Consider the following 21,132-nt stretch of genomic DNA (forward strand, 5'->3'; position numbering starts at 1 on the left):
TTCAGCCCCGTGTCGAGCGATGGCCGCCGCCGCGATCGGCCGGCAAGGGCAGCGCGGGCTGGGTGCCGTTGCCTTTGTAAAGCGGCGATTCGAGATAGCGGGCGATGGCGAAGCGCACCAGCACGGCAATCGCCGCCGAGGCCGGCACGGCAATCAAAAGGCCGACGAAGCCGAACAGCGCGCCGAAGGCAAACAGCGCGAACATCAGCCATACCGGATGCAGGCCGACGCTCTTTCCGACCAGCCGCGGCTGCAGGATGTTGCCCTCGATGAACTGGCCGACGAAGAACACGCAGGCCACGGCGACCACCATGGTCCAGTCCGGCCAGAACTGGACGAAGGCGACGCCGACGGCGAGCACCAGCCCGGTCAAGGAGCCGACATAGGGGATGAAGGAGATCAGCCCGGCGAAGAAGCCGATGAGGATGGCGAAGTTCAAGCCGGTCAGCGTCAGGCCCGTGGCATACATGGCGCCGAGCACCAGGCAGAGCGTGCCCTGCCCGCGCACGAAGCCTGCGGTGGCGGTGTTGATGTCGCGGGCAAGCGCGCGCACCGTCTCGACATGGTCGCGCGGCACCCAGCCGTCGACCTCGGCCACCATGCGGTCCCAGTCGAGCAGCATGTAGAAGGCGACGACCGGGGTGACGACGAACAGGCTCACGACCGAGACCAGCGCTACGCCGGAGCTCCAGATCGAGGTGAACACGGTGGTGAGCAGGCTGAAGCCGGTGGTGAGCAGCGAATTCAGCCCGTCGCGCAGGCCGGCGGCGTTGACGCCGAAACGCTGCTCCAGCCATTTCGGGTCGAAACTGGTGATCAGCGATTGCAGGCGGGTGAGATATTCCGGCAGCTTGCGGGCGAAATCGGCCATTTGGGTGGCCAGCACCGGCACCAGGATGACCAAGGCCAGCACCACCACGACGATGAAGGCAATCAGGATCACCACGGTCGCCATCAGGCGCGAGAGGCCGAGCCGCTGCAGCCAGTCGGCGACCGGGTCGAGGAAATAGGCGAGCACCATGCCGGCGACGAAAGGCAGGAGGATGCCCGAGAAAATGTAGAGGAACAGCGCCAACAGGACCGCCGTTGCCAGCCAGAAGAAGATCTGGCGGCGAAGCCCGCCCGAGCTGTCGTCGGCCGCGATCGCCGCGGCTTCACCGTCAGGCGCCCGTGTTGGAGCCGCCCGACTTGCCGGTGCCCGACTTGATGTCGCCGGTTTGGGAGTTGCTCGTCCGGGAGCCTTCGCCATAGCCGCTCATATGCCTTAGCCAGGCCACGAGATAGGCTGCGGCCGAAGCCACGGTCAAGACCCCGGTCAGCAATATGAGCGCGGTCCGCAACGGGTCCAGGTGCACGGAAAAGGCAAGTTCGCCCAGCACAAGCGCCGCCAGCACGATCTGCGCGGCGGTGTTGGCCTTCGACACGAAGAGCGGCTTCACCTCGACCGGATGGCTCATCACGCTGGACAAGAGCACGGCGCAGACGATGAGCCCGTCGCGCGAGACCATGGTCACCACCAGCCAAAGCGGCAGTTCGCCGGCAAAACCCATGACGACGAAGACCGAGACAAGCAGAAGCTTGTCGGCGATCGGATCGAGATAGGCGCCGAGGCTGGACGACTGGTTCCAGCGACGCGCGATGAAGCCATCGACGCCGTCGGAGATGCCGGCAACGAGGAATCCGGCGAAGGCCCAGTCCCAACGCGCCTGCAGCATGGCGAGCACCACCGCGGGCACGAGCAGCAGCCGCATGATCGTGATCATGTTGGGAAGGGTCACGTGATGTCCCGTCGTGTTCTTGTAGAGAAAAAGATGAGTGAGATAGCGGATGGGCGCAAGGGAGGAACTGCTGATCTGCCCCCGTGGGAAGTTGGCCGGCAGGCCAGAGGGGGGCGCGAAGGAATGCCGACATTCGGGTTTTGGCGAGGACAGCAGTCAGCAGGCAATCTGAAAGTTGAGTAGAGATTTCCCTGATATGCCAGCAGGACAGCGCCCCCCTCTGTCCTGTCGGACATCTCCCCCTCAAGGGGGGAGATTGGCGCTCGCGCCTTGCTCCCCGAAACCATTCATGCGAAGAGCCGGCAATGGAAACAAGGACGAGCCGACGATGAGCAAGGGCGACAAGGCCAAGCGCAAAAATGGGCTCACCTACGCCGAGGCTGGCGTCGACATCGATGCCGGCAATTTGATGGTCGAGAAGATCAAGCCGCTGGTGCGCGCCACGCGCCGGCCGGGCGCCGACGGCGAGATCGGCGGCTTCGGCGGACTGTTCGACCTGAAGGCCGCCGGCTTCACCGATCCGGTGCTGGTCGCGGCCAATGACGGCGTCGGCACCAAGCTCAAGATCGCCATCGATGCCGGCAAGCACGACACGATCGGCATCGATCTCGTCGCCATGTGCGTCAACGATATCGTCGTGCAGGGCGCGGAGCCGCTGTTCTTCCTCGACTATTTCGCCACCGGCAAGCTCGACCCGGACCAGGGCGCTTCAATTGTCGGCGGCATCGCGCAAGGTTGCCGGCAGGCCGGCTGCGCGCTGATCGGCGGCGAGACCGCCGAGATGCCGGGCATGTATAACGACAACGATTACGACCTTGCGGGCTTCGCCGTGGGCGCTGCCGAGCGCGGCCAGCTGCTGCCGACCGACGACATTGTCGAAGGCGACGTGCTGCTCGGCCTTGCCTCGTCCGGCCTGCACTCCAACGGCTTTTCGCTGGTGCGCCGGATCGTTGCCGCGAGCGGGCTCGGCTGGAGCGATGCGGCGCCGTTCAACGAGGAGCTCAGCCTCGCCGAGGCACTGCTGGAACCAACGCGCATCTATGTGAAGTCGCTCCTGAAAGCGATCCGCAACACGCATGGCATCAAGGCGCTGGCCCACATCACCGGCGGCGGTTTTCCCGAAAACATTCCGCGCGTTTTGCCCAAGGATTTTTCCGCCGAGCTCGACCTCGAGGCGATTGACGTGCCGCCGGTATTCTCGTGGCTGGCCAAGACCGGCGGCGTCGCGCCGGAAGAGATGATGCGCACCTTCAATTGCGGCATCGGCATGATCCTCGCGGTCGCCTCCGGCCAGGCGGCGCAGGTCGCGGCGGTGCTGCAGGAAGCCGGCGAGACGGTGACGCCGATTGGCCGCATCGTCCCGCGCCGCGACGCCGGCGTCATCTATCGGGGCTCGATCGGCCTATGAGCAGGAAACGCACGGTCGTCCTGATCTCGGGACGCGGCTCCAACATGACGGCGCTGATCGCGGCGGCCAGCGATCCAACCTATCCGGCGGAAATCGTCGGCGTCATTTCCGACCGCGCGAACGCGGCCGGCCTCGGCATCGCCCAGTCGCGCGGCATCGCTACCAAGGTCATCCAGCGCGCCGACCATCCGAGCAAGGATGCCTATGACGCCGCGCTCGACGCCGCGCTTGTCGGCTTCGGCGCCGACATTGTAGCCCTGGCCGGCTATATGCGGATCCTCGGCCGCGGCCTGGTCGAGAAATGGCAGGGGCGCATGGTCAACATCCACCCTGCCCTGCTGCCGGCCTTCAAGGGGCTGGACACGCATGCGCGGGCCATTCGCGCCGGCGTTCGCATCCATGGCTGCTCGGTGCATTTCGTCACCCCCGAGATGGACGACGGCCCGATCATCGCCCAAGCCGCCGTGCCGGTGATGGTGGGCGACAATGAGGATACGCTTGCGGCTCGTGTGCTCAAGGTGGAGCACCGGCTCTACCCGCTGGCGCTGGGTCTGGTTGCCGAAGGCAAGGCGCGCATGGAAAAGGGTCACACCATGCTTGCCCATTTCGCCGACGACGCCGAAAACGCCACCTCGGTGGTGATGGCGCCGGATCCGCTGCGCGAGGAGACCGACCTGGAACAGCTGGCGCGGATTACGCCGTAACCTTGCGGATGGTAGCAATAATTGCTACCATCCTATGAGGAGATAGTTTTCATGGCAGCGGTCGAAAAAGTCAGCGTGGCGCTTTCACCAGAATTGCTTGAGATGGTCAAAGATGCCGTCGAGAGCGGGCGGTACGGCTCGGCGAGCGAGGTGATCCGCGAGGCGCTGCGTGAGTGGCGCTTGCGGCAACCTCTCCGGGAAGCCGAGGTGGAGCGACTGCGCAAAGCCTGGACCGAGGGGCTGGAAAGCGGTCCATTCGTTCCTTTCGATATAGACGATATCAAGCGGAAGGCTCGGGATCGTCTTATCGATGCCGCCAAGAAGTAATCCATGGCAGGTCTGCCGATCGTCCGCAGCCCGGCGGTTGAAAATGACTTGACCGATATCTGGCTTTCCATTGCCAAGGATAGCCCGCGCGCCGCCGATCATTTTCTCGATGCAATCGCAGAACGCATTCTACAGCTCGCGGCCTTCCCCGAATCCGGACCGCGAAGACCCGATATCGGGGCCGACACGCGTGCGCTGACCATCGGCAACTATCTCATTCTCTACAGGCTCGCAGCGGAACGGATCGATGTCGTACGTGTCGTGCATGGCGCGCGGGATATCTCAACGCTGCTCTAGGAACTGGGCTTTGGACGTTTTCGACAGCGCGGTCCGCACCAAAGGCGATCTTGCAGGCGTCTTCGAGTATGAAGTAGAGGACGGACCGCAAAGCGACACGGCCTATTTCTACCTGTATGAACCTGATGGCTCAATTATCAGCGCGATCCACGTTCGATCCGGAGTCTGGTCGATCACCGAGGCCGACATTGCCGTCAAATGGGACAAGGATGAGCGGACGGGAGCGAGATACGGTGGTAGGCATAGGCAGGATTTCAACGTCGAGATTCCCTGGTCCTGATCGATGCCCCTGAGACAACTTCTTATCCTCCGCCATGCCAAGTCGAGCCGGGACGATCCCAAGCTTGAGGATTTCGACCGGCCGCTGGCCCCGCGCGGCTTGAAGACGGCGCCGCTGATGGGGCGGGAGCTTGCCCGGCGCGGCTGGCTGCCGGATCTGGCGCTGGTCTCGCCGGCGCTGCGCACGCGCGACACCTGGCGGCTGGTCGCGGCCGAGCTGCCGAAGAGCGTGCCGGCGCAATTCGCCGACGAGCTCTACGAGGCTGCGGCCGGTGCGATCCTGGCGCGCGTGCGGCAGGCCCAAGCGGCGAGCCTGATAGTGATCGGCCACAATCCCGGCCTGCAGCATTTTGTGTTGCGGCTGGCCGGCCCAGGAACGGATGAGAGCGTTTTCAAGAAGATCGAAGCGAAGTTTCCGACGGCAGCTCTTGCCCGGTTCACGCTGGACGAGGATTGGGCAGATCTCGACTTCCGTGGCGCCCGACTGACGCATTTTGTTCGGCCGAAGGATTTGACGTAACCCGGGGCCTGGCGGCCCATAAGCAAGGCGGCGGGCAAGCCCGCCGCCTTCGATATTTTCAAAGACGAGCTCAATTGCCCCAGTTGTCCGATGGCGGACCCGGCCAATCCGCAGCGCCGGTTGCGCCAGTCTTCATCTCGGTATCGACCCTCGGAGCCGGCTTGACTGTGTTGTGCTTCGGGATCGAAGCCGTGACGCTGGTGTCGGAGCCAACGGTGGCTGCCTGGTTGACGCCATCGGCGCCGTAGTGGTCGCTGCCGGCGAAGGCGGAGCCCATCGCGAGAAGCGTTGCGACAGTGGTGAGAGCGATCCTGGTCATTTCGGCTTTCCTTGTCCGTTTGGTTTCGTCGGGCGATGGCCTTGGGAGGATGGCCCCGCTGCCGAAAAGACCCGCGGCGGCCTGTGTTTATTCCCGGCGCGTTCGCTTTTCAGCGGCCATGGCAGTGTCGGATCGGACTTCGCTCAGAAAAAGACAAAGGATTACAAATACTTGTGATGACAAATACTTGTGATGCGATTCAAACCGGCGTTAGCCGGCTGCAGAAAAACAGAGCGGCGGGACAAGCCCGCCGCCTGCTTTTTTTCGCGCCGGATCAGTGGTTGCCGAACAGGTTGTGATCGGTGCCCCGCACCACCGGCCTTTGGACATCCGCGTCCGACTTCGCGATCGAGGTCGTCACAGTCCGGTCGATGGTGACAGCCGGCTGGTTGGCATTGGCCGCTCCGTAATTGTCCGAGCTGGCGAAAGCGGCGCCCGTGGCGACAAGCAGGGCGACGGCGGTAAGGGCGATCTTGGTCATTTCAAATACTCCTGGTTTCGGGTTGCGCTGTTTGGTCGGGCGCGATTGACGATCCGATGACCTGGTGGATCGGCACAGGACAGCCTCGGACATCGCCCGGGTGCCGCCCGCTCGCTCCACTCACTTGAATTTCCTGACATCGGCCCAGCGTCTATCGGCCCTTGCTCACACTTCGACGACGCCAGGGGCATCGTTACAAGCATCACCGCTTCGTGATGGATGCTTGATCAGCTCCGGAAAAGCCGGCCAAGCGTAGAGCCGGCTGCAGAAAAACAGAGCGGCGGGACAAGCCCGCCGCTTTGAAGTCTTGGAAGACCAGGCCGTTCAGCGATTGCCGAACAGATCCTGGGCCGGAGCCTGAGCCTCGGGCTTCTGGACGTTCGCGTCCGACTTCTTGATCGAAGCGGTGAGCGAGGTGTCGACCGCGGCGGACGGCCGGTTGGCTTCATTGGGGTTGTAGTGGTCGGACCCGGCGAAAGCGGCGCCAGTGGCGACAAGCAGGGCGGCGGCGGTAAGAGCGATCTTGGTCATTTGGGTTGCTCCAGATTCAAGGTTGTTGGTTCGAAGGTTCGCCAGGCGAACCGATTAGCGGCTGCCGAACAAATTGTGGTTAGCGCCCGTGACGACCGGCTTCTGTGCGTCCGCGTCCGAGTTGTTTGTGGAAGCGGTGATCGAGGTGTCGACCGAAGCGGCCGACTGGTTGGCTTCGTTGGGGTTGTAGTGGTCGGACCCAGCGAAAGCAGCGCCAGTGGCGACAAGCAGGGCGGCGGCGGTAAGAGTGATCTTGGTCATTTGAGTTACTCCAGATTTGAAGTTTGTTGGTTGAAGCGGGTTAGGAGGAGCGCCGGTTAGCGGCCCCAGATGCCTTGGCCCGACTGCGGCTGGTTCTGATCAGGTGTGATGTGGAACTCGCGCTGCTCGAACTTGTCGAGCTTGCGAATCGAACCGGTGACCGTGTTGTCGACGTTGCCCGCGGGGGCCGTTACGGCCGGCTGGTTGACGTTGTCGGAACCGTAATGGTCGCTGCCGGCGAAAGCGCTGCCCGTGGCAATGAGGAAAGCAGCGGCGGCAAAAGCAATCTTGTTCATTTCAGATACTCCAGATTTCAAAAGTCGTGTCCGTCTAGTGGCGTGCCGTAATGGAAATTCGCGTCGCTCGGACCATCCCGAAATGGGTCGGCCCTGTTGCCATTTCCAATCACGAAAAGTTGTGAACCGAACCGTTCGGTTCGATCTTGAAATTGACTGAAATACGCAGCGGCCACATTCTTGTCATTTGATATCAACTGGTTATGGGGATCGTCGCGCGATGCGGCACCTGGATAACAGGTGCCGGTGTTCATCCTAGCTATACGAACCGTCAACATTAATTGAACCGAACGGTTCGGTTTTATCACTTGCGCGACCGAACAGGTGGCTGGGCAGACACCACGACCGGGGTGGCGGCCGTCGAGAAACCACGTTTGCCTTGCGCGCGGATCGATACTATCGGTTGCCTCGGGAACCAATTTGGACGCCGCCCGCCGCCCCTTGGCGAAGGTCGACGCCGTTGGGAGGAACAGCGACAACGATGCGGCTGCTGCTTGTCGAGGACAATCGCGAACTGGCCGATTGGCTGAGCAAGACGCTGCGCCAGGCGAGCTATGTCGTCGACGTCGTGCATGACGGCGAGGATGTCGAGCATGCTTTAGCCGCCGGGGATCACGCTTTGATCATCCTCGACCTAGCCCTGCCCCGCATGGGCGGCATGGAGGTGCTGAAAAGGCTGCGGGCGCGCGGCAACCCAGTGCCGGTTATCGTGCTTACCGCCAATGCCAGCCTCGACGGCCGGGTCAAGGGCCTCAACGAAGGCGCCGACGACTATCTGGCGAAACCATTTCAGATCGAGGAGCTGGAAGCGCGTATCCGCGTGCAGCTGCGCCGCGCCAACGACCGCACCGCGCCGGTCGTTTCCTGCGGCGATCTCACCTTTGACACCAACACCAGGCTGTTCTCGCTTGCCGGCGCGACGCTGTCGCTGACGCCGCGTGAGCACGCGGTCTTGGAACAGCTCGTCGTCAAGGCCGGTCGCACGGTGAGCAAGGCGGCGCTCTCGACCGCGATCTACGACTTCGACACCGACGCCGACCCCAGCGCCATCGAGATCTATGTGCACAGGCTGCGTAAGAAGCTCGAGGGATCGCGCGTCCAGATCGCCACCTTGCGCGGCCTGGGCTACCTGTTGCGCCACGACGATCCGGCGCCATGAAAATCGACAGACTCCGGTTCGGCAGCCTTCGCCTGCAGTTGCTGGCCTGGGTGGTGCTGCCGCTGGCTGGGCTCGCCGCCATCAATCTGTGGACCAGCCAGCGCAACGCGCTGGCGACGGCGGACCTCGTCACCGATCGCATGCTGGTCGGCTCGGCACGCGCCATCGCCGAGCAGGTGGCGATGGCCGACGGCGCGCTCGACGCCACCGTGCCGCCGGCGGCGATCGAGATGTTCGACACCGGCGACCGCGACAGCGTCTATTATCGCGTCGAGACCGCCGGCGGGCGGCTGCTGAGCGGCTATCCGGACCTGCCCGAGGCGCCGGAGCGCGGCAGCGTCGAGGCCGCCTACCGCGATCACCGGCTGCGCCTGGCAACGCTCAGCCATGCCGTGATCGGCGCCGGCACCGATTCGCCGATCAAGGTCACGGTCGGCGTCACGCTCGCCGGACATGACGCCATGGTCAAGCGCCTGTGGCTCAGCGCCTTCGCCCAGCAGCTTGCCTTGGTGGCCATTGCCGGCGTGTTCGTGCTGCTTGGCCTGCGCCGCGGCCTGGCGCCGCTGATCCGGCTGCGCGACGCCGTGCGCTCGCGACGCCGCAGCGATCTCGATCCGGTCGAGGTCCCGGGCGCGCAGAGCGAGATCCGGCCGCTGATCGAGGCGCTCAATGCCTATATGGAGCGCGTGCGGGCGCAAATGGCGGCGCAGCGACGCTTCATCGCCAATGCCGCACACCAGTTGCGCACGCCGCTGGCGCTGTTGTCGACGCAGGCAAGTTATGCCTTGCGCGAAACCGCGTCCGACCGGCGCCGGGAGGCGCTGGTCGCGTTGCAAGCGAGTTCCGGCAGGCTGGCACGGCTCGCTGAACAATTGCTCACGCTCTCGCGCGCCGAGCCCGGCAGCCGGCGGCCGCGCGCCGACCGCATCGATCTCACCGAGGCCGCCCGCCATGTGCTGGAAGCGCAGGCGCCGGCGGCGATCAAGCGCGACATCGACCTCGGCCTCGAGGAAAACGGACCGGTGGCGGTAATCGGCGACGGCACGATGCTGCGCGAGATGATCGTCAACCTGGTCGACAACGCGCTGCGCTACACGCCGGCTGGCGGCGCGGTGACTGTCAGGCTGGCGATGGTCGATAGCGAGGGCGTGCTGACGGTAGCCGATACCGGCCCCGGCATTTCGGCCGAGGAGCGGGAGCACGTCTTCGAACGCTTCTACCGCCTCGCCGGCTCGGCAGAGGAAGGCAGCGGGCTCGGCCTGGCGATCGTGCGCGAGGTGGTCGAGAATGCCGGCGGCAGCGTCACGCTGGGCGACGCCGCCGCGGGCGGGCTCAAGGTCGAGGTCCGTCTGCCGCTGGCCTAAGGCTTACGTCAATGTTCGGACTCTTCGTCCGGCAATTCGAGCGTACGACCTGCGTAGAGAATCCGGGGGATGACCACTTTGTCATCCACGATTTCGAACGCGATCGTCGCGCGTCGGCGCCATCCTACCGTGCGTAAACCAGGTGCGATTTCGTGATGACGCGTGCCCCGCTCCGGAAAAGTCTCAAAGTCGAGGCAATAGTCGACAATGCGCCCGACAAAACGCAAAGCGGTTGCCACGCCAGCCTTTGGCGCGAGCTCGTTCAGCAACTCGGCAATGTCTCGCTCGGCGGCAGCATGGAACCTGACCTGATATTTCATGCACCGGAGCGCGTTTTGGCGGCGATCGCGTTGATGTGCTCGGAGAGATTGCGGCGGAGCTGCTCGGCCGTCAAAAGCTTCTCAGGATGGGCGCGTGCATCCTGCATCGTCGGCACGACTTCCTCTCGCAACCAGCGTTCAACCGCCGCGTCACGGGCAGCCAACGTACGCAGGCCATCACGGATGACTTCGCTCTCGGTGGCGTATTCGCCCGAGGCAACCTTATTTTTCACCATCTGCGCCATCTCGAGCGGCAGCGTGATCGTCAGGGGCTGGGAGTTTCGCATGACTCGTCTCCTCGATACCCTCAGTATAGCACAAGGCGCATGACTTTGTCACACATCGGATGAAGCCGCACACCAGACATGATGGTGTGCGGCGATTGCTCAGGTCCCCTGCTCGTTGAACGGCGCCGGGCGCCACTTCACCACATAGTTTTCGAAGCGGGTGATGATGAACTCCACCACCAGCGCCATCACCGCCAGGATGATCATGGCGGCGAAGACGCCATTGGCGTTGAAGGCGCCCTGCGCGGTGGAGATCAAAAGGCCCATGCCCTGCTTGGCGCCAAGAAACTCGCCGACGACCGCGCCGACCAGCGCGAAACCGAACGAGACATGCAGGCTGGCGAGGATCCAGCTCATCGCCGAAGGGATGATGACCGAGCGGGTGATCTGGAACGGCGAGGCGCCGAGGATCTGGGCGTTGGCGATCATCGCCCTGTCGGCCTCGCGCACGCCCTGGAAGGCGTTGGCGAAGACGACGAAGAACACCATGACGACGGCCAGCGCCACTTTGGAAGCCATGCCCAACCCGAGCGCGATGATGAACACCGAGCCGAGCACCACGCGCGGCACGGAGTTCGCGATCTTGATGTAGATCGAGAACACATCGGCCAGCAGCTTGTTGCGGCCAAGGATGATGCCCGCCACGATGCCGCCGACCGCGCCGATGGCGAAGCCGAGGAAGGTTTCCTCCAGCGTCACATAGATCTGCAGCCAGAGCGGTCCCTGCGAGGTGCCCTCGGTGATCCAGGACCAGATCTGTTCCCAGATGCCCGACGGGCTGGAGAAGAAGAACGGGTCGATGATGTTGTAGTCGGCGCAGAGTTCCCAAAGGCCGAGGAAGACGACGAGGATCGCGAGGCGCAGGCCGATGACCAGAGCATGGCGCTTGCGCAGCCGTGCTCTCGCCTGCGCTTCCGCGGCGACGATCGATGTGGCGCGGGCGGCGGCCTGATCGGTTGGAGAGATGGCGGTCATGGCAAGTCTCCTTTCAATGGCTCGCTTGCAAGCCACGGCTTTGGCCGAGCTGCACTTCCTCACGCAGATCGTTCCAGATCACCTTGGCAATCTCGATGAATTTCGGGTCGTAGCGAATGTCGGACATGACGCGCGGGCGCGGCAGGTCGATGCGGTAGACGCTCTTCACCGTGCCGGGACCGGCGGTGAGCACATAGACCTTGTCGGCCAGCGCCACCGCTTCCTCAAGGTCATGAGTGACGAAGACGACGGATGATTTCAGCCCCGACCAGAGACCCAGCAATTCGTCCTGCATTGCCGTGCGGGTCTGCATGTCGAGCGCGCTGAAGGGCTCGTCCATCAGCAGGATCTTGGGCTGGTTGATGAAGGTCTGGGCAAGCGCCGCGCGCTTGCGCATGCCGCCCGAAAGCTGGTGCGGATAGTGCTTCTCGAACCGCGAAAGGCCGACCCGGCCGATCCAGTCGCGCGCCTTCTCATAGGCTTCTTTCTTTGGCGTGCCGCGGAAGAGCGGACCGGCGGCGACATTGTCGAGGACGCTGCGCCACGGAAACAGCGCGTCGGCCTGGAAGACGAAGCCGATATCGCGGCTGATGTCGGTGACCGGATTGCCCATGACACGGACATTGCCGGTGGTCGGACGCAACAGGCCGGTGACGAGGTTGAGCGTCGTCGATTTGCCACAGCCGGTCGGGCCGACGACGCAGGTGAACTCGCCGCGCGCCACCGTCATGGTGAAATCGCGGATTGCTGTCATCATGTGGCCGTCCGGCGTGACGAAGCGCAGCGTCACATCGTCGATGGCTATCGCGGCGTCAGCCGGCGGCGCGGCGGGAGACAGTTTCTCCGCCGCCATGGTCTGCGATTGCATGGCACACTCCTGTTGTGGTGGTGCGGGGATGGCGCGATCCGGGCCCGCGGGCCTGCTCGCCGGCATCCGGAAACACGGCCGCCGAATTGGTTCAGGCAGCCGACGCAAGCTCTTGCTTTTCAAGGGCGGACGGGGTCCGTCCGCCCTCGCCTGCCCGGCGCTTACTTCGCCGCGTCGACGAACTCGGTCGTATAGGTCTTCGACAGGTCGATCTGCTTGCCCTGCAGGCTCTTCGAGAAGGTCGACAGAACCTTCAGCACGGTCTGCGGTCCATCGGCCGGCATGCGGCCATCCGGCGTGAACATCGCCTTGCCGCCTGCCAAGCCCTGAATATAGAGGTCCTTGCTGCCGGCGTAATAGTCCTTCGGCATCTTGTCGGCGATCTCCTCGGCCGAATGGCCGGCGATGAACTTCATTGTCTTGACGAAGGCGTTGGCGAGCTTCTGCGCCTCGTCCTTGTGGCCGTCGAGCCAGCTAGACTGGACGTAGAAGGAGGCAGCCGGGTAGTCGCCGCCCAGCGCTTCCTTGGTCTTTTCGGGCGTGCGCATGTCGACCAGGACCTTCGCCTCGCCGGTCTGGAGCAGCTTAGCGATGGTCGGCTCGGTGGTCATGCCGGCCTGAATCTGGTCCTGCTTGACGGCGGCGATGAAAGTGTTGCCGGCGCCGACGGGAAGCAGCGTGTAGTCGCCCGGCTTCAGGCCGCTGCGAACCGCGAGATACTGGGTCAGGAAATCGGTCGAGGAGCCGAGGCCGGTGACGCCGAGCGTCGCGCCCTTGAAATCGGCCGGCGACTTGATTTCCGGGTGCTTGGCCGAGACCAGCTCGACCTCGCCCGGCGCCTGGCTGAACTGCACGATCGACTGGATGTATTTGCCCTTCGACTGTAGGTCGACGGTGTGATCGTAGAAGCCGACGACGCCTTGCACGGCGCCGGCCAGCAATTCGTTCTCGGCCTCGACGCCCGCGCGGGAGTTCACCAACTCCACGTCCAGCCCCTCGTCCTTGAAGTAGCCGAGCTGCTGGGTGAGCACGGCCGGCAGATAGATCTGCTTTTCCATGCCGCCGACGATGATGGTGATCTTATCGGCTGCCGATGCCGTCGATGCGCCAGCGCCAACGATGGCAAGCGTCAGCGCCACTGAACGCAGGGCGCGTTTAGAGATGAAACGGGTCACTAATCTTCCTCCACTGGGCGGCGCGCCGCGCCGCATTCCTCCTGTCGGCCGCTCCCAGGCCGTTCATGTGGCGACCGCCACAAAACTGTCATGGCATGGCCAAGCTTTCAGCTGGCTTTCAGCCGTATTAGCAGCCATGGAATGGAAGTCCGGCGGGGTTTCCGGTCACGAGGCAGTGAAGCCCAGCACATTGCGCATGTCGTATTCGCCGGGCGGCCGTCCAGCGACCCAGAGCGCAGCCGCGATGGCGCCTCGCGCGAACATCGAGCGGTCGCCGGCGGCATGCGAAAGCGTCAGCGTCTCGCCATCAGTGAGGAACCTCACGCTGTGCTCGCCGACGATACTGCCGCCGCGCAGCACGGCAAAGCCGATCTCGCCTATTGGGCGCGAAGCAACCAGGCCATCGCGGGCGCGTCTCGCCACATCGTCCAACACGACGCCACGTCCTCGCGCGGCCGCCCCGCCGAGCATCAGCGCCGTCCCGGACGGCGCATCGACCTTCATGCGATGATGCGCTTCAAAAATTTCGATGTCGCAGTCGTCGGCGGCAAGCGCCCGCGCCGCCTGCTCGGCGAGGCCGGTCAGCATGTTGAGCCCGAGCGAATAGCTGCCTGAGCGGACGATGGCGACCTTCTTCGCGGCGTCGGCAATCGCCGCCAGTTCCGAGGCGCTGAAACCGGTCGAGCCAATGACCAGCGCCGGACCGCCTCGCGCCGCGCAGGCCTTGGCCAGTTCGGCGGAAGCTGTGGGCGTGGTGAAGTCGACGACCACATCGGCAAGCGCCAGCGCCTCGTCGCGTTCGACCAGCCCCTCGCCCATGCTGCCCGGCCGATGGAAGCGGGCGACGAGCTGCAGCCGCGGATCGGCAGCGACTGCCTCGGCCATCTGCCGGCCCATGCGGCCGAGCGCGCCGGCGATGGCTACTTTGAGCGGTTGCGGCATGTCTATCCCTGTCGAAAGCAGAGTCGGAACAATCCTCTAGCACGCCGCCTTGGCAAATTGATTCAAACCGCAGCGTTGGTCTTCAGCATCATGCCGGCGATCTCCTTGACCAGCTTGGCGGCGACCAGTGCCGTCACATTGGAAACATCCTGGCGCGGATTGTATTCGACGACGTCGGCGGCGACTATTCTTTGGTCTATTGCCTGGATCAGGCCGATCACCTGACGGGTGGTGAAGCCGCCCGGCTCACGGTGGGAAATGCCGGGAGCGAAGGCCGGATCGAGAGCGTCGATGTCCATCGAGATGTAGACAGGTGTCTTGAGGTCGAGCTGCAAACCTTCCTTGAACTGCCGCATCTCCACCACCTCGACGCCGAAGCGCTTGAACTGGTCGCGATGGTGATCGTTGACGGTGCGCAGGCCGATCTGGATCAGCCGGTCGGCCAGCTTCTCCTCCATGATGCGGGCAAAGGGCGAGGTGTGCGAACGCGGATTGTCGTCATAGGCATGATAGATGTCCGGATGCGCGTCGATATGAACGATCGTCAGGCTCTGATGGCGGCGGCGAACGCCACGCAGTATGGGCCAGGAGATCGCATGATCGCCGCCGAGCGAGATCAACGGGTGACCGGCGTCGAGCGCGCGGTCGACCTCGTTCTCGATCCGCTCCCACGCATCGCCACCTTGCCTGAAATCGATATCGCCATGATCGACGAAGCGGTCCGTCAGATCGAAGCCTGTTTCCGACCATGACGTGTAGGCATCGCTGTGAAGCTCGCGCCGGATCAGCGACGGCGCCTCGGCCGGCCCGCGCAGATAGGACGAATTCTCGTCGTGCGGAACGCCCAGAAGCGAGACCTTGGCCATGACATCCTCCCTCGTTGCCGAGACAAAGGGCCTCTATAGACGCCGGAGCTGGCAGGCGCGACGAGAGGCGCTTGGGCCAGATGGGAAGCTAGAGCATGACCCGAAAAGTGGGAACCGGTTTTCGGAGAAGATCATGCTCCACAAGGAGTTAGATCAGGATGGCAATTCAACGAAACGCCATCCTGATCTATCGCCGAACTCTTCAGCTTTCCGCAGCCACACCTTGTTGTCGTGGACGGCGGCGCCGCCATAGGGCGCCGGAGCATCGGCGCCGGTCAGCACGTTGATGCCCTCGCCGCGCTCATGCGCGCTGTTCGGCCAGATGCCTTCGGCGATCACCACGCCGCGCTTCACGCCGTCGAAGAATTTTGCGTGCAGCACCACGTCGCCGCGCCGGTTGCCGACCTCGACGCGGCCGCCATTCTCGATGCCGAGCGCCGCGGCATCTTCGGGATGGAGCAATAATTCGGGCCGGCCTTCCCTGGCCTTCGACACCGGCGTCTCGGCAAAGGTCGAGTTCAAAAAATTGCGCGCCGGCGAAGTCGCCAGCCGGAACGGATGCTCCTCGTCCGCGACCTCGATCAGCTCGACATGATCGGGGAATTCCGGCAGCCGTCCGACCGGGCCGAACAGGCCCATGCTTTTCGGCGGCCGGTTGGGCGCCGACTGCCCCGTCCAGTTGGGCCGGAAATGGAATTTCTTGTCGGCATGGCCGAAGCCGTTGATGAAATGCGCGTCGTCGAAGCCGGGCTGCAGGTCGACCCATTTCTCAGCCTTCAGGCTGTCGAAGCTGCCGAGCCCGCGCTTGCCGAGGATGATGTCGATATGCTCGCGCTCGGTCAGGCCGAAGCCCGGACGGTCGCCGACGCCGAGGCGCTTGGCGAGCTCCTCATTGACATAGTGGTTGGTTCGCGGCCCTTCCGGCGGCTCGATCAGCTTGGGGCCGAGGGTGATGTGCTGGTTGCCGCCACCTTTGTAGATGTCGTCATGCTCCAGGAACATCGTCGCCGGCAGCACGACGTCGGCGAGCTTGGCCGTGTCGGTCATGAACTGCTCATGCACGCAGGTGAACAGATCCTTGCGCAGAAAACCCTTTCTCACCAGCCGCTGCTCCGGCGCGACATTGGCCGGATTGGTGTTCTGGACCAGCATCGCCGTCACCGGCGGGCCGCCATAGAGCGCATCGGCAGCGCCCGTCAGCACCGGGCCGATGCGCGAATGGTCGAGATAGCGCACCTTCGGGTCGCGCATCGCGGTGCCTTCCAGAACGTCCTGGTTCAGCTGGAAGATGCCGGAGTTGGAGTGGAAGGCGCCGCCGCCCTCATACTGCCAGGCGCCGGTGACGGCGGCGACGCAGGAGGCGGCATGCATGTTGACGGCGCCGTTGCGCTGGCGTGCGAAGCCGTAGCCAAGGCGGAAATAGGTCTTCTTGGTCGTGCCGACGAGATGGGCGAACGCCTCGATCTCGGCGACGGATAGCCCGGTAATGGCGGCCGCCCATTCGGGCGTGCGGGCGCGCAGATGCTCTTCCAGCCCGCGCGGGTCGTCGGTGTATTTTTCGAGATAGGCGCGGTCGGCCAGCCCGTCGCGGAACAGCACATGCATGACCGCGCAGGCGAGCGCGCCGTCTGTGCCGGGCTTCAGCACCAGGCCGAGATCGGCCTGCTTCATAGTGGCATTGTCGTAGATGTCGATGACGACGATCTTGGCCCCACGCTCCTTGCGCGCCCTGGTCGCATGGGTCATCACGTTGACTTGGGTGACCACGGCATTGGTGCCCCAGATCACGACGCAGTCGGATTTCGCCATCTCGCGCGGATCGGGACCGCGCAGCGCACCCGCGCCCATCATCCAGCCGGTCCAGGCGAGATTGGTGCAGATCGAGCCGAAAAAGCCGGAGTATTTCTTGGCGTGGCGCAGCCGCTGGATGCCGTCGCGCTGCACCAGCCCCATCGTGCCGGCATAGAAATAGGGCCAGACGGTTTCCGAGCCGTATTTCGCTTCGGCTGCGATGAATTTTTCCGCCACGAGGTCGAGGGCTGCTTCCCAGCTGGCTTCCTTCCAGGCGCCCTCGCCCTTGGCGCCGGCGCGCACCAGCGGTTTCAGCAGCCGATCGGGATGGTGGACGCGGTCGGCATAGCGCGCGACCTTGGCGCAGACGACACCCGCCGTATAGCTGTTCGCCTTGGCGCCGTGGACGCGGCCGATGCGGTTGTCATCGAGCAGCTCGACTTCGAGGGCGCAGGTGGAGGGGCAATCATGCGGACAGGCCGAATGGCCGATCCGGAGCTTGGCGTGCTGGTTCATGCGAGGTGTGTAGCGGGTTTTAGGGACGAGGTGTAGGGCCAGATGGGCTCCCCCTTCTCCCCTTGTGGGAGAAGGTGGATCGGCGCGTAGCGCCGAGACGGATGAGGGGTGTTGGAAGAAATGAGGCGGTTGTCTTGCAAGGCAACTGCCAAGCTGGAACCCTAATGTCGGCTACTCAGTGGTGTTTTTATACAGCGCTCTATAGGCGCCACATTTCGGGCAGCGCATGTGCCGCTCGATCTGATCTTCGCCTGCCTTGGTGTCGAAAACTTTGAGGTCCGCTTCGCCACATTCCGGGCATTTGACACTTGCGTTCGAGTCGACCGCCAGAAGGCTGCCTCCATTGATCCATCGACGTTTCCCGCACCGCTTTACCCAATTCCCAGCGTCTCACTCCGCTGGAACACCCCTCATCCGGCCGCTTCGCGGCCACCTTCTCCCACAAGGGGAGAAGGGAAATCGCGCTACTCCGCGATCCCTTCCTCATACTCCGCCGACATCGTCAGCCACTTGTCCTCGTTTTGCGCCAGCGTCTGCGCCAGTTGCGAGCGCTCCTTGGCCAGCTGCGTCGCGGTCGAGGGGTCCTTTTCGTAGACCGCCGGATTGGCAAGCTCGTCCTCGATCAAGTCGATGCGCTTGCGGATGCGGTCCATGAGCGCCTCGGTGGCGCGGATTTCCTTGGCTAAAGGCTCCAGTGCCGCACGGCGCTGGGCCGCCTCGCGGCGGCGATCGGCCTTGGACGCCTTGTCCGCCTCCTTCTGCTCGCGGCGGTTGGCGGAAACGCCGGTGACCAGCGTCTTGTAATCCTCCAGGTCGCCGTCATAGGGATTGACCGCGCCGTCCTTGACCAGCCACAGCCGGTCGGCCGTCGCCTCGAGCAGATGCCGATCGTGCGAGATCAGGATCACGGCGCCCGGAAAGTCGTTCAGCGCATGGATCAGCGATTCACGGCTGTCGATGTCGAGGTGATTGGTGGGCTCGTCGAGGATGAACAGGTTCGGCCCCTCAAAGGCCGACAATCCCATCAACAGCCGCGCCTTCTCGCCGCCGGACAGATCCTTGGCGGCGGTGTTCATCTTCTCGGTGGTAAGCCCAAACTGGGCGACACGGCCGCGCACCTTCGATTCCGGCGCCTCCGGCATCAGCCTGCGAACATGCTCGTAGGCGTTTTCCTCAGGCCTGAGATCGTCGAGCTGGTGCTGGGCAAAGATCGCCACCTTCAGCCCAGGCGCCACCGTCATCGTGCCGGCCTCCTGCTTCAGCCGGCCGGACAGAAGCTTGGCGAAGGTCGACTTGCCGTTGCCGTTGGCGCCGAGCAGCGCGATGCGGTCATCGGCATCGATGCGTAAGGTCATCTTCTTCAGGATCGGCTCACCGGGCGTATAACCGACACTGACGTTGTTGAGCGCAACGATCGGCGATGCCACCGTCTTGACCGGCTCCGGAAACGAGAATGGCCGCACCGTGTCGTTCACGATCGCAGCGATCGGCTTCATCTTTTCCAGCGCCTTGATGCGCGACTGCGCCTGCCTGGCCTTGGAGGCCTTGGCGCGAAAACGCTCGACGAAGGATTCCATATGCTTGCGGGCGGCTTCCTGCTTGATGCGGCCCTTTTCCTGCTGTTCCTTTTGCTCGGTGTACTGGCGCTCGAACTGGTCGTAGCCGCCGCGCCAGAAGGTCAGCTTCTTCTGATCGAGGTGGACGATGGAGTTGACGGCGCGATTGAGCAGGTCACGGTCGTGGGAGATCAGCAGAACCGTGTGCGGATATTTCGAGACGTAATTCTCCAGCCAGAGCGTGCCTTCAAGGTCGAGATAATTGGTCGGCTCGTCGAGCAGCAGAAGGTCAGGCTCGGAAAACAGCACTGCGGCCAAAGCCACGCGCATGCGCCAGCCGCCCGAGAAGGAGGAAGCCGGGCGGCGCTGCGCCGCGTCGTCGAAGCCGAGGCCGGCAAGGATGGTGGCCGCGCGGGACTCGGCCGAGTGGGCGTCGATGTCGGCCAGCCGCATGTGGATGTCGGCAATGCGGTGCGCGTCGGTCGCCGTCTTTTCCTCTTCGAGCAGCGCGGTGCGCTCCATGTCGGCCTTGAGCACGATGTCGATCAGCGGCTCCTCGGTGCCGGGCGCTTCCTGCGCCACCTGGCCGATGCGGGTGCTTTTCGGCAGGCTGATCGAACCGGTCTCCGAAGGGAAATCGCCGGTGATCGCCTTGAACAGCGTCGTCTTGCCGGTGCCGTTGCGGCCGACAAGGCCGGCCTTGGTGCCGGCCGGCAAGGTCAATGAAGCATGATCGAGAAGCAGCCGCCCCGCCATGCGCAGCGTAAGGTCGTTGATGATAAGCATGGCCGGCTTTTGCACGGGAGATCGGCGCTTCGCAAGAGCCAGGGCCCGGATGAGATCCGCCGCTCGCTGTCTTTGGCCGTTCAGCAAAAAACTCGAAGGACTGGAACCAGTTGCCGGCCGAAGCGTTTGGACGCCCGTGATCCGCTATCTCGCCCTGGCCTTCATCTTCTTCCAGGTCGCCACGACGACCGCGCTGGCGACGCAGGTGGTTCTGTTCGAAGACGAGACCGCTCACATTGCTCTCGCCGCTGAGCCCGCGAGCGGGCCGCAGGGCCAACCAACCTCTCCCCAAGCGGCCAAGATTGCGAACCGGCTGGAGGCGCGGGAGCCGGAACACCTGTTGATACAAATCGATTCCGGAAAAGCATCCTAGGCTTCGCCTATGATTGACGAAGAGGCTGGCGGACACGCCCCTCTATCCTGGCGGGCTGTCTCCCCCTCAAGGAAAGATTGTTCGTTCCTCCGCTTTCGCCAATCACCGGTCACACTTTGCTTGCCACGTCACAGGTTTGGCGTTGATCGCCGCTGTTGTCTCAACCTATGCTGGCGCGAGCGGCGGGGTTCGGTTCAAGCAGAGGACAGATCAGATGTCAGCCAAGACCTCGCTCCTTTCGGCCTCGCTGGCGCTCGCGATTTTCGCAATCGTCGCCGGGCTGACCATGCTTCCCACCACCCCCGCGGCCGGTGCGGCAACCATCGACTGCGCGGCAGCGAAGACGCAGGCCGACCTTGCGACCTGCACGGCCGCGAATGCCGCTTCGGCGGACGCGGGGCTCAATGCAGTCTATAAGGGGCTGGCGGGACGTCTGGCTCCCGCCGACCTGAAGCGCCTGCGCGAGGCGCAGCGCGCCTGGATCGCATTCCGCGACAAGGAATGCGCCTTCCGCACCCAGCCCTATGCCGGTGGCTCGGTTTATGCGACCCTCGTCGAGACCTGCAAGCAGGACTTGACCAAGGCGCGGCTGGCGCAGTTGCAGCACCAGTTGCAATGTCCCGAAGGCGACCTCTCCTGCGTGCCGCAAAGCGGCGCCGCGCCTGCGACGGCTGGCACCGCGCCTGCGACGGCTGGCACGGCGGCTGCGAAACCCGCCCCTGCACAGGCAAGCCGGAATGACACGCGGCCATGCGTGCAATCCGCCGGAAAGGCGAAGTCGGACGAGTATGTCTCGCAATGCGTCCAGGTGTCGCCGGCGACCAATCCGCCCTGCAACGGACAGAACGCGTGCGGCATGATGATCGACGAGATCAAGCGCGGCTGCGCCATGATCGGCAACGACAACCCGCCCGCCTTCTGTTCCGCCTACAAGAACTAAGCCGCACCCGACG

The 21,132-nt window shown here is 64.0% G+C and carries 26 protein-coding genes and 1 pseudogene; 10 read left to right on the top strand and 17 right to left on the bottom strand.

The window, feature by feature from the left end:
- Position 1: 1 nt before the first annotated feature.
- Complete coding sequence (locus FJ419_RS23200) at positions 2 to 1,144, bottom strand: AI-2E family transporter (RefSeq protein WP_140698660.1); 1,143 nt, start codon at positions 1,142 to 1,144, stop codon at positions 2 to 4.
- Between the two features lie 16 nt (positions 1,145 to 1,160).
- The gene (locus FJ419_RS23205; protein WP_140698555.1) at positions 1,161 to 1,778 is read right to left on the bottom strand and encodes a CDP-alcohol phosphatidyltransferase family protein; all 618 of its coding nucleotides are present in this window, start codon (positions 1,776 to 1,778) and stop codon (positions 1,161 to 1,163) included.
- A 328-nt stretch (positions 1,779 to 2,106) separates the two neighbouring features.
- On the opposite strand from FJ419_RS23205, the gene purM reads away from it, so the two are divergent.
- The 6 genes from purM to FJ419_RS23235 are packed head-to-tail and all read left to right on the top strand — an operon-like array spanning position 2,107 to position 5,313.
- Complete coding sequence (gene purM / locus FJ419_RS23210) at positions 2,107 to 3,186, top strand: phosphoribosylformylglycinamidine cyclo-ligase (RefSeq protein ID WP_140698559.1); 1,080 nt, start codon at positions 2,107 to 2,109, stop codon at positions 3,184 to 3,186.
- Complete coding sequence (gene purN / locus FJ419_RS23215) at positions 3,183 to 3,890, top strand: phosphoribosylglycinamide formyltransferase (protein WP_140698562.1); 708 nt, start codon at positions 3,183 to 3,185, stop codon at positions 3,888 to 3,890. The genes purM and purN overlap by 4 nt, the downstream gene beginning before the upstream one ends.
- A 51-nt stretch (positions 3,891 to 3,941) precedes the next feature.
- Positions 3,942 to 4,217: a type II toxin-antitoxin system ParD family antitoxin gene (locus FJ419_RS23220; protein WP_140540986.1), complete on the top strand. Its 276-nt coding sequence runs from the start codon at positions 3,942 to 3,944 to the stop codon at positions 4,215 to 4,217.
- A 3-nt stretch (positions 4,218 to 4,220) separates the two neighbouring features.
- On the top strand, positions 4,221 to 4,514 hold the full coding sequence (locus FJ419_RS23225; RefSeq protein ID WP_140698565.1) for a type II toxin-antitoxin system RelE/ParE family toxin: 294 nt from the start codon (positions 4,221 to 4,223) through the stop codon (positions 4,512 to 4,514).
- A 10-nt stretch (positions 4,515 to 4,524) separates the two neighbouring features.
- Positions 4,525 to 4,794, top strand: a complete 270-nt coding sequence (locus FJ419_RS23230; protein ID WP_140698568.1) for a hypothetical protein — start codon at positions 4,525 to 4,527, stop codon at positions 4,792 to 4,794.
- Positions 4,795 to 4,797: 3 nt separating this feature from the next.
- On the top strand, positions 4,798 to 5,313 hold the full coding sequence (locus tag FJ419_RS23235; protein ID WP_140698571.1) for a histidine phosphatase family protein: 516 nt from the start codon (positions 4,798 to 4,800) through the stop codon (positions 5,311 to 5,313).
- 70 nt (positions 5,314 to 5,383) lie between these two features.
- On the opposite strand, the gene FJ419_RS23240 is transcribed toward FJ419_RS23235, so the two are convergent.
- From FJ419_RS23240 to FJ419_RS23265, 6 genes are all read right to left on the bottom strand, one after another.
- Positions 5,384 to 5,632 (bottom strand): DUF680 domain-containing protein, encoded by a 249-nt coding sequence (locus tag FJ419_RS23240; protein ID WP_140698574.1) that lies wholly within the window; start codon positions 5,630 to 5,632, stop codon positions 5,384 to 5,386.
- A gap of 274 nt (positions 5,633 to 5,906) precedes the next feature.
- Positions 5,907 to 6,113 (bottom strand): DUF680 domain-containing protein, encoded by a 207-nt coding sequence (locus FJ419_RS23245; protein WP_140698577.1) that lies wholly within the window; start codon positions 6,111 to 6,113, stop codon positions 5,907 to 5,909.
- Between the two features lie 324 nt (positions 6,114 to 6,437).
- On the bottom strand, positions 6,438 to 6,644 hold the full coding sequence (locus FJ419_RS23250) for a DUF680 domain-containing protein (RefSeq protein ID WP_140698580.1): 207 nt from the start codon (positions 6,642 to 6,644) through the stop codon (positions 6,438 to 6,440).
- Between the two features lie 54 nt (positions 6,645 to 6,698).
- Positions 6,699 to 6,905: a DUF680 domain-containing protein gene (locus tag FJ419_RS23255; RefSeq protein WP_140698582.1), complete on the bottom strand. Its 207-nt coding sequence runs from the start codon at positions 6,903 to 6,905 to the stop codon at positions 6,699 to 6,701.
- Between the two features lie 56 nt (positions 6,906 to 6,961).
- Positions 6,962 to 7,201, bottom strand: coding sequence for a DUF680 domain-containing protein (locus FJ419_RS23260; RefSeq protein ID WP_095767085.1), 240 nt, complete (start codon positions 7,199 to 7,201; stop codon positions 6,962 to 6,964).
- Positions 7,202 to 7,218: 17 nt separating this feature from the next.
- Positions 7,219 to 7,680 carry a hypothetical protein gene (locus tag FJ419_RS23265; RefSeq protein WP_140698585.1) on the bottom strand — a complete coding sequence of 154 codons (462 nt, stop codon included), beginning with the start codon at positions 7,678 to 7,680 and terminating at the stop codon, positions 7,219 to 7,221.
- Positions 7,681 to 7,682: 2 nt separating this feature from the next.
- Here FJ419_RS23265 and FJ419_RS23270 point away from each other — a divergent pair, with 2 nt between their 5' ends.
- Both FJ419_RS23270 and FJ419_RS23275 read left to right on the top strand, forming a co-directional pair.
- Positions 7,683 to 8,360: a response regulator gene (locus tag FJ419_RS23270; protein WP_140635760.1), complete on the top strand. Its 678-nt coding sequence runs from the start codon at positions 7,683 to 7,685 to the stop codon at positions 8,358 to 8,360.
- Positions 8,357 to 9,724 carry a sensor histidine kinase gene (locus tag FJ419_RS23275; RefSeq protein ID WP_140698587.1) on the top strand — a complete coding sequence of 456 codons (1,368 nt, stop codon included), beginning with the start codon at positions 8,357 to 8,359 and terminating at the stop codon, positions 9,722 to 9,724. Before FJ419_RS23270 ends, FJ419_RS23275 begins: the two co-directional genes overlap by 4 nt.
- Positions 9,725 to 9,732: 8 nt before the next feature.
- On the opposite strand, the gene FJ419_RS23280 is transcribed toward FJ419_RS23275, so the two are convergent.
- The 9 genes and pseudogenes from FJ419_RS23280 to FJ419_RS23320 all read right to left on the bottom strand — a co-directional run bounded on the left by FJ419_RS23280 (position 9,733) and on the right by FJ419_RS23320 (position 19,806).
- Positions 9,733 to 10,044, bottom strand: coding sequence for a type II toxin-antitoxin system RelE/ParE family toxin (locus FJ419_RS23280; RefSeq protein ID WP_140698590.1), 312 nt, complete (start codon positions 10,042 to 10,044; stop codon positions 9,733 to 9,735).
- Positions 10,041 to 10,331 (bottom strand): type II toxin-antitoxin system ParD family antitoxin, encoded by a 291-nt coding sequence (locus tag FJ419_RS23285; protein WP_140698593.1) that lies wholly within the window; start codon positions 10,329 to 10,331, stop codon positions 10,041 to 10,043. Before FJ419_RS23285 ends, FJ419_RS23280 begins: the two co-directional genes overlap by 4 nt.
- A 99-nt stretch (positions 10,332 to 10,430) precedes the next feature.
- The gene (locus FJ419_RS23290) at positions 10,431 to 11,306 is read right to left on the bottom strand and encodes an ABC transporter permease (protein WP_095767080.1); all 876 of its coding nucleotides are present in this window, start codon (positions 11,304 to 11,306) and stop codon (positions 10,431 to 10,433) included.
- Between the two features lie 13 nt (positions 11,307 to 11,319).
- On the bottom strand, positions 11,320 to 12,174 hold the full coding sequence (locus FJ419_RS23295; protein WP_140698596.1) for an ABC transporter ATP-binding protein: 855 nt from the start codon (positions 12,172 to 12,174) through the stop codon (positions 11,320 to 11,322).
- 161 nt (positions 12,175 to 12,335) lie between these two features.
- The gene (locus FJ419_RS23300; protein ID WP_246679321.1) at positions 12,336 to 13,322 is read right to left on the bottom strand and encodes an ABC transporter substrate-binding protein; all 987 of its coding nucleotides are present in this window, start codon (positions 13,320 to 13,322) and stop codon (positions 12,336 to 12,338) included.
- Between the two features lie 192 nt (positions 13,323 to 13,514).
- A complete protein-coding gene (gene dapB / locus FJ419_RS23305; protein WP_140698602.1) occupies positions 13,515 to 14,291 on the bottom strand; it encodes a 4-hydroxy-tetrahydrodipicolinate reductase in 777 nt (258 codons plus the stop codon).
- Between the two features lie 62 nt (positions 14,292 to 14,353).
- Positions 14,354 to 15,172: pseudogene (gene speB / locus FJ419_RS23310) on the bottom strand (agmatinase); the annotation flags it as partial.
- A gap of 138 nt (positions 15,173 to 15,310) precedes the next feature.
- Entirely contained in the window at positions 15,311 to 17,464 is a 2,154-nt protein-coding gene (locus FJ419_RS23315) for a molybdopterin oxidoreductase family protein (protein ID WP_140698608.1), read from the bottom strand.
- Positions 17,465 to 17,928: 464 nt separating this feature from the next.
- Entirely contained in the window at positions 17,929 to 19,806 is a 1,878-nt protein-coding gene (locus FJ419_RS23320; protein WP_140698611.1) for an ABC-F family ATP-binding cassette domain-containing protein, read from the bottom strand.
- 136 nt (positions 19,807 to 19,942) lie between these two features.
- Here FJ419_RS23320 and FJ419_RS23325 point away from each other — a divergent pair, with 136 nt between their 5' ends.
- Together FJ419_RS23325 and FJ419_RS23330 are read left to right on the top strand one after the other, a co-directional pair.
- Positions 19,943 to 20,179, top strand: a complete 237-nt coding sequence (locus tag FJ419_RS23325) for a hypothetical protein (RefSeq protein WP_140635776.1) — start codon at positions 19,943 to 19,945, stop codon at positions 20,177 to 20,179.
- 214 nt (positions 20,180 to 20,393) lie between these two features.
- Entirely contained in the window at positions 20,394 to 21,119 is a 726-nt protein-coding gene (locus FJ419_RS23330; protein WP_140698614.1) for a lysozyme inhibitor LprI family protein, read from the top strand.
- Positions 21,120 to 21,132: the final 13 nt, after the last annotated feature.

This window comes from Mesorhizobium sp. B2-6-2, from assembly GCF_006440615.1.
Classification (GTDB): Bacteria; Pseudomonadota; Alphaproteobacteria; order Rhizobiales; family Rhizobiaceae; genus Mesorhizobium.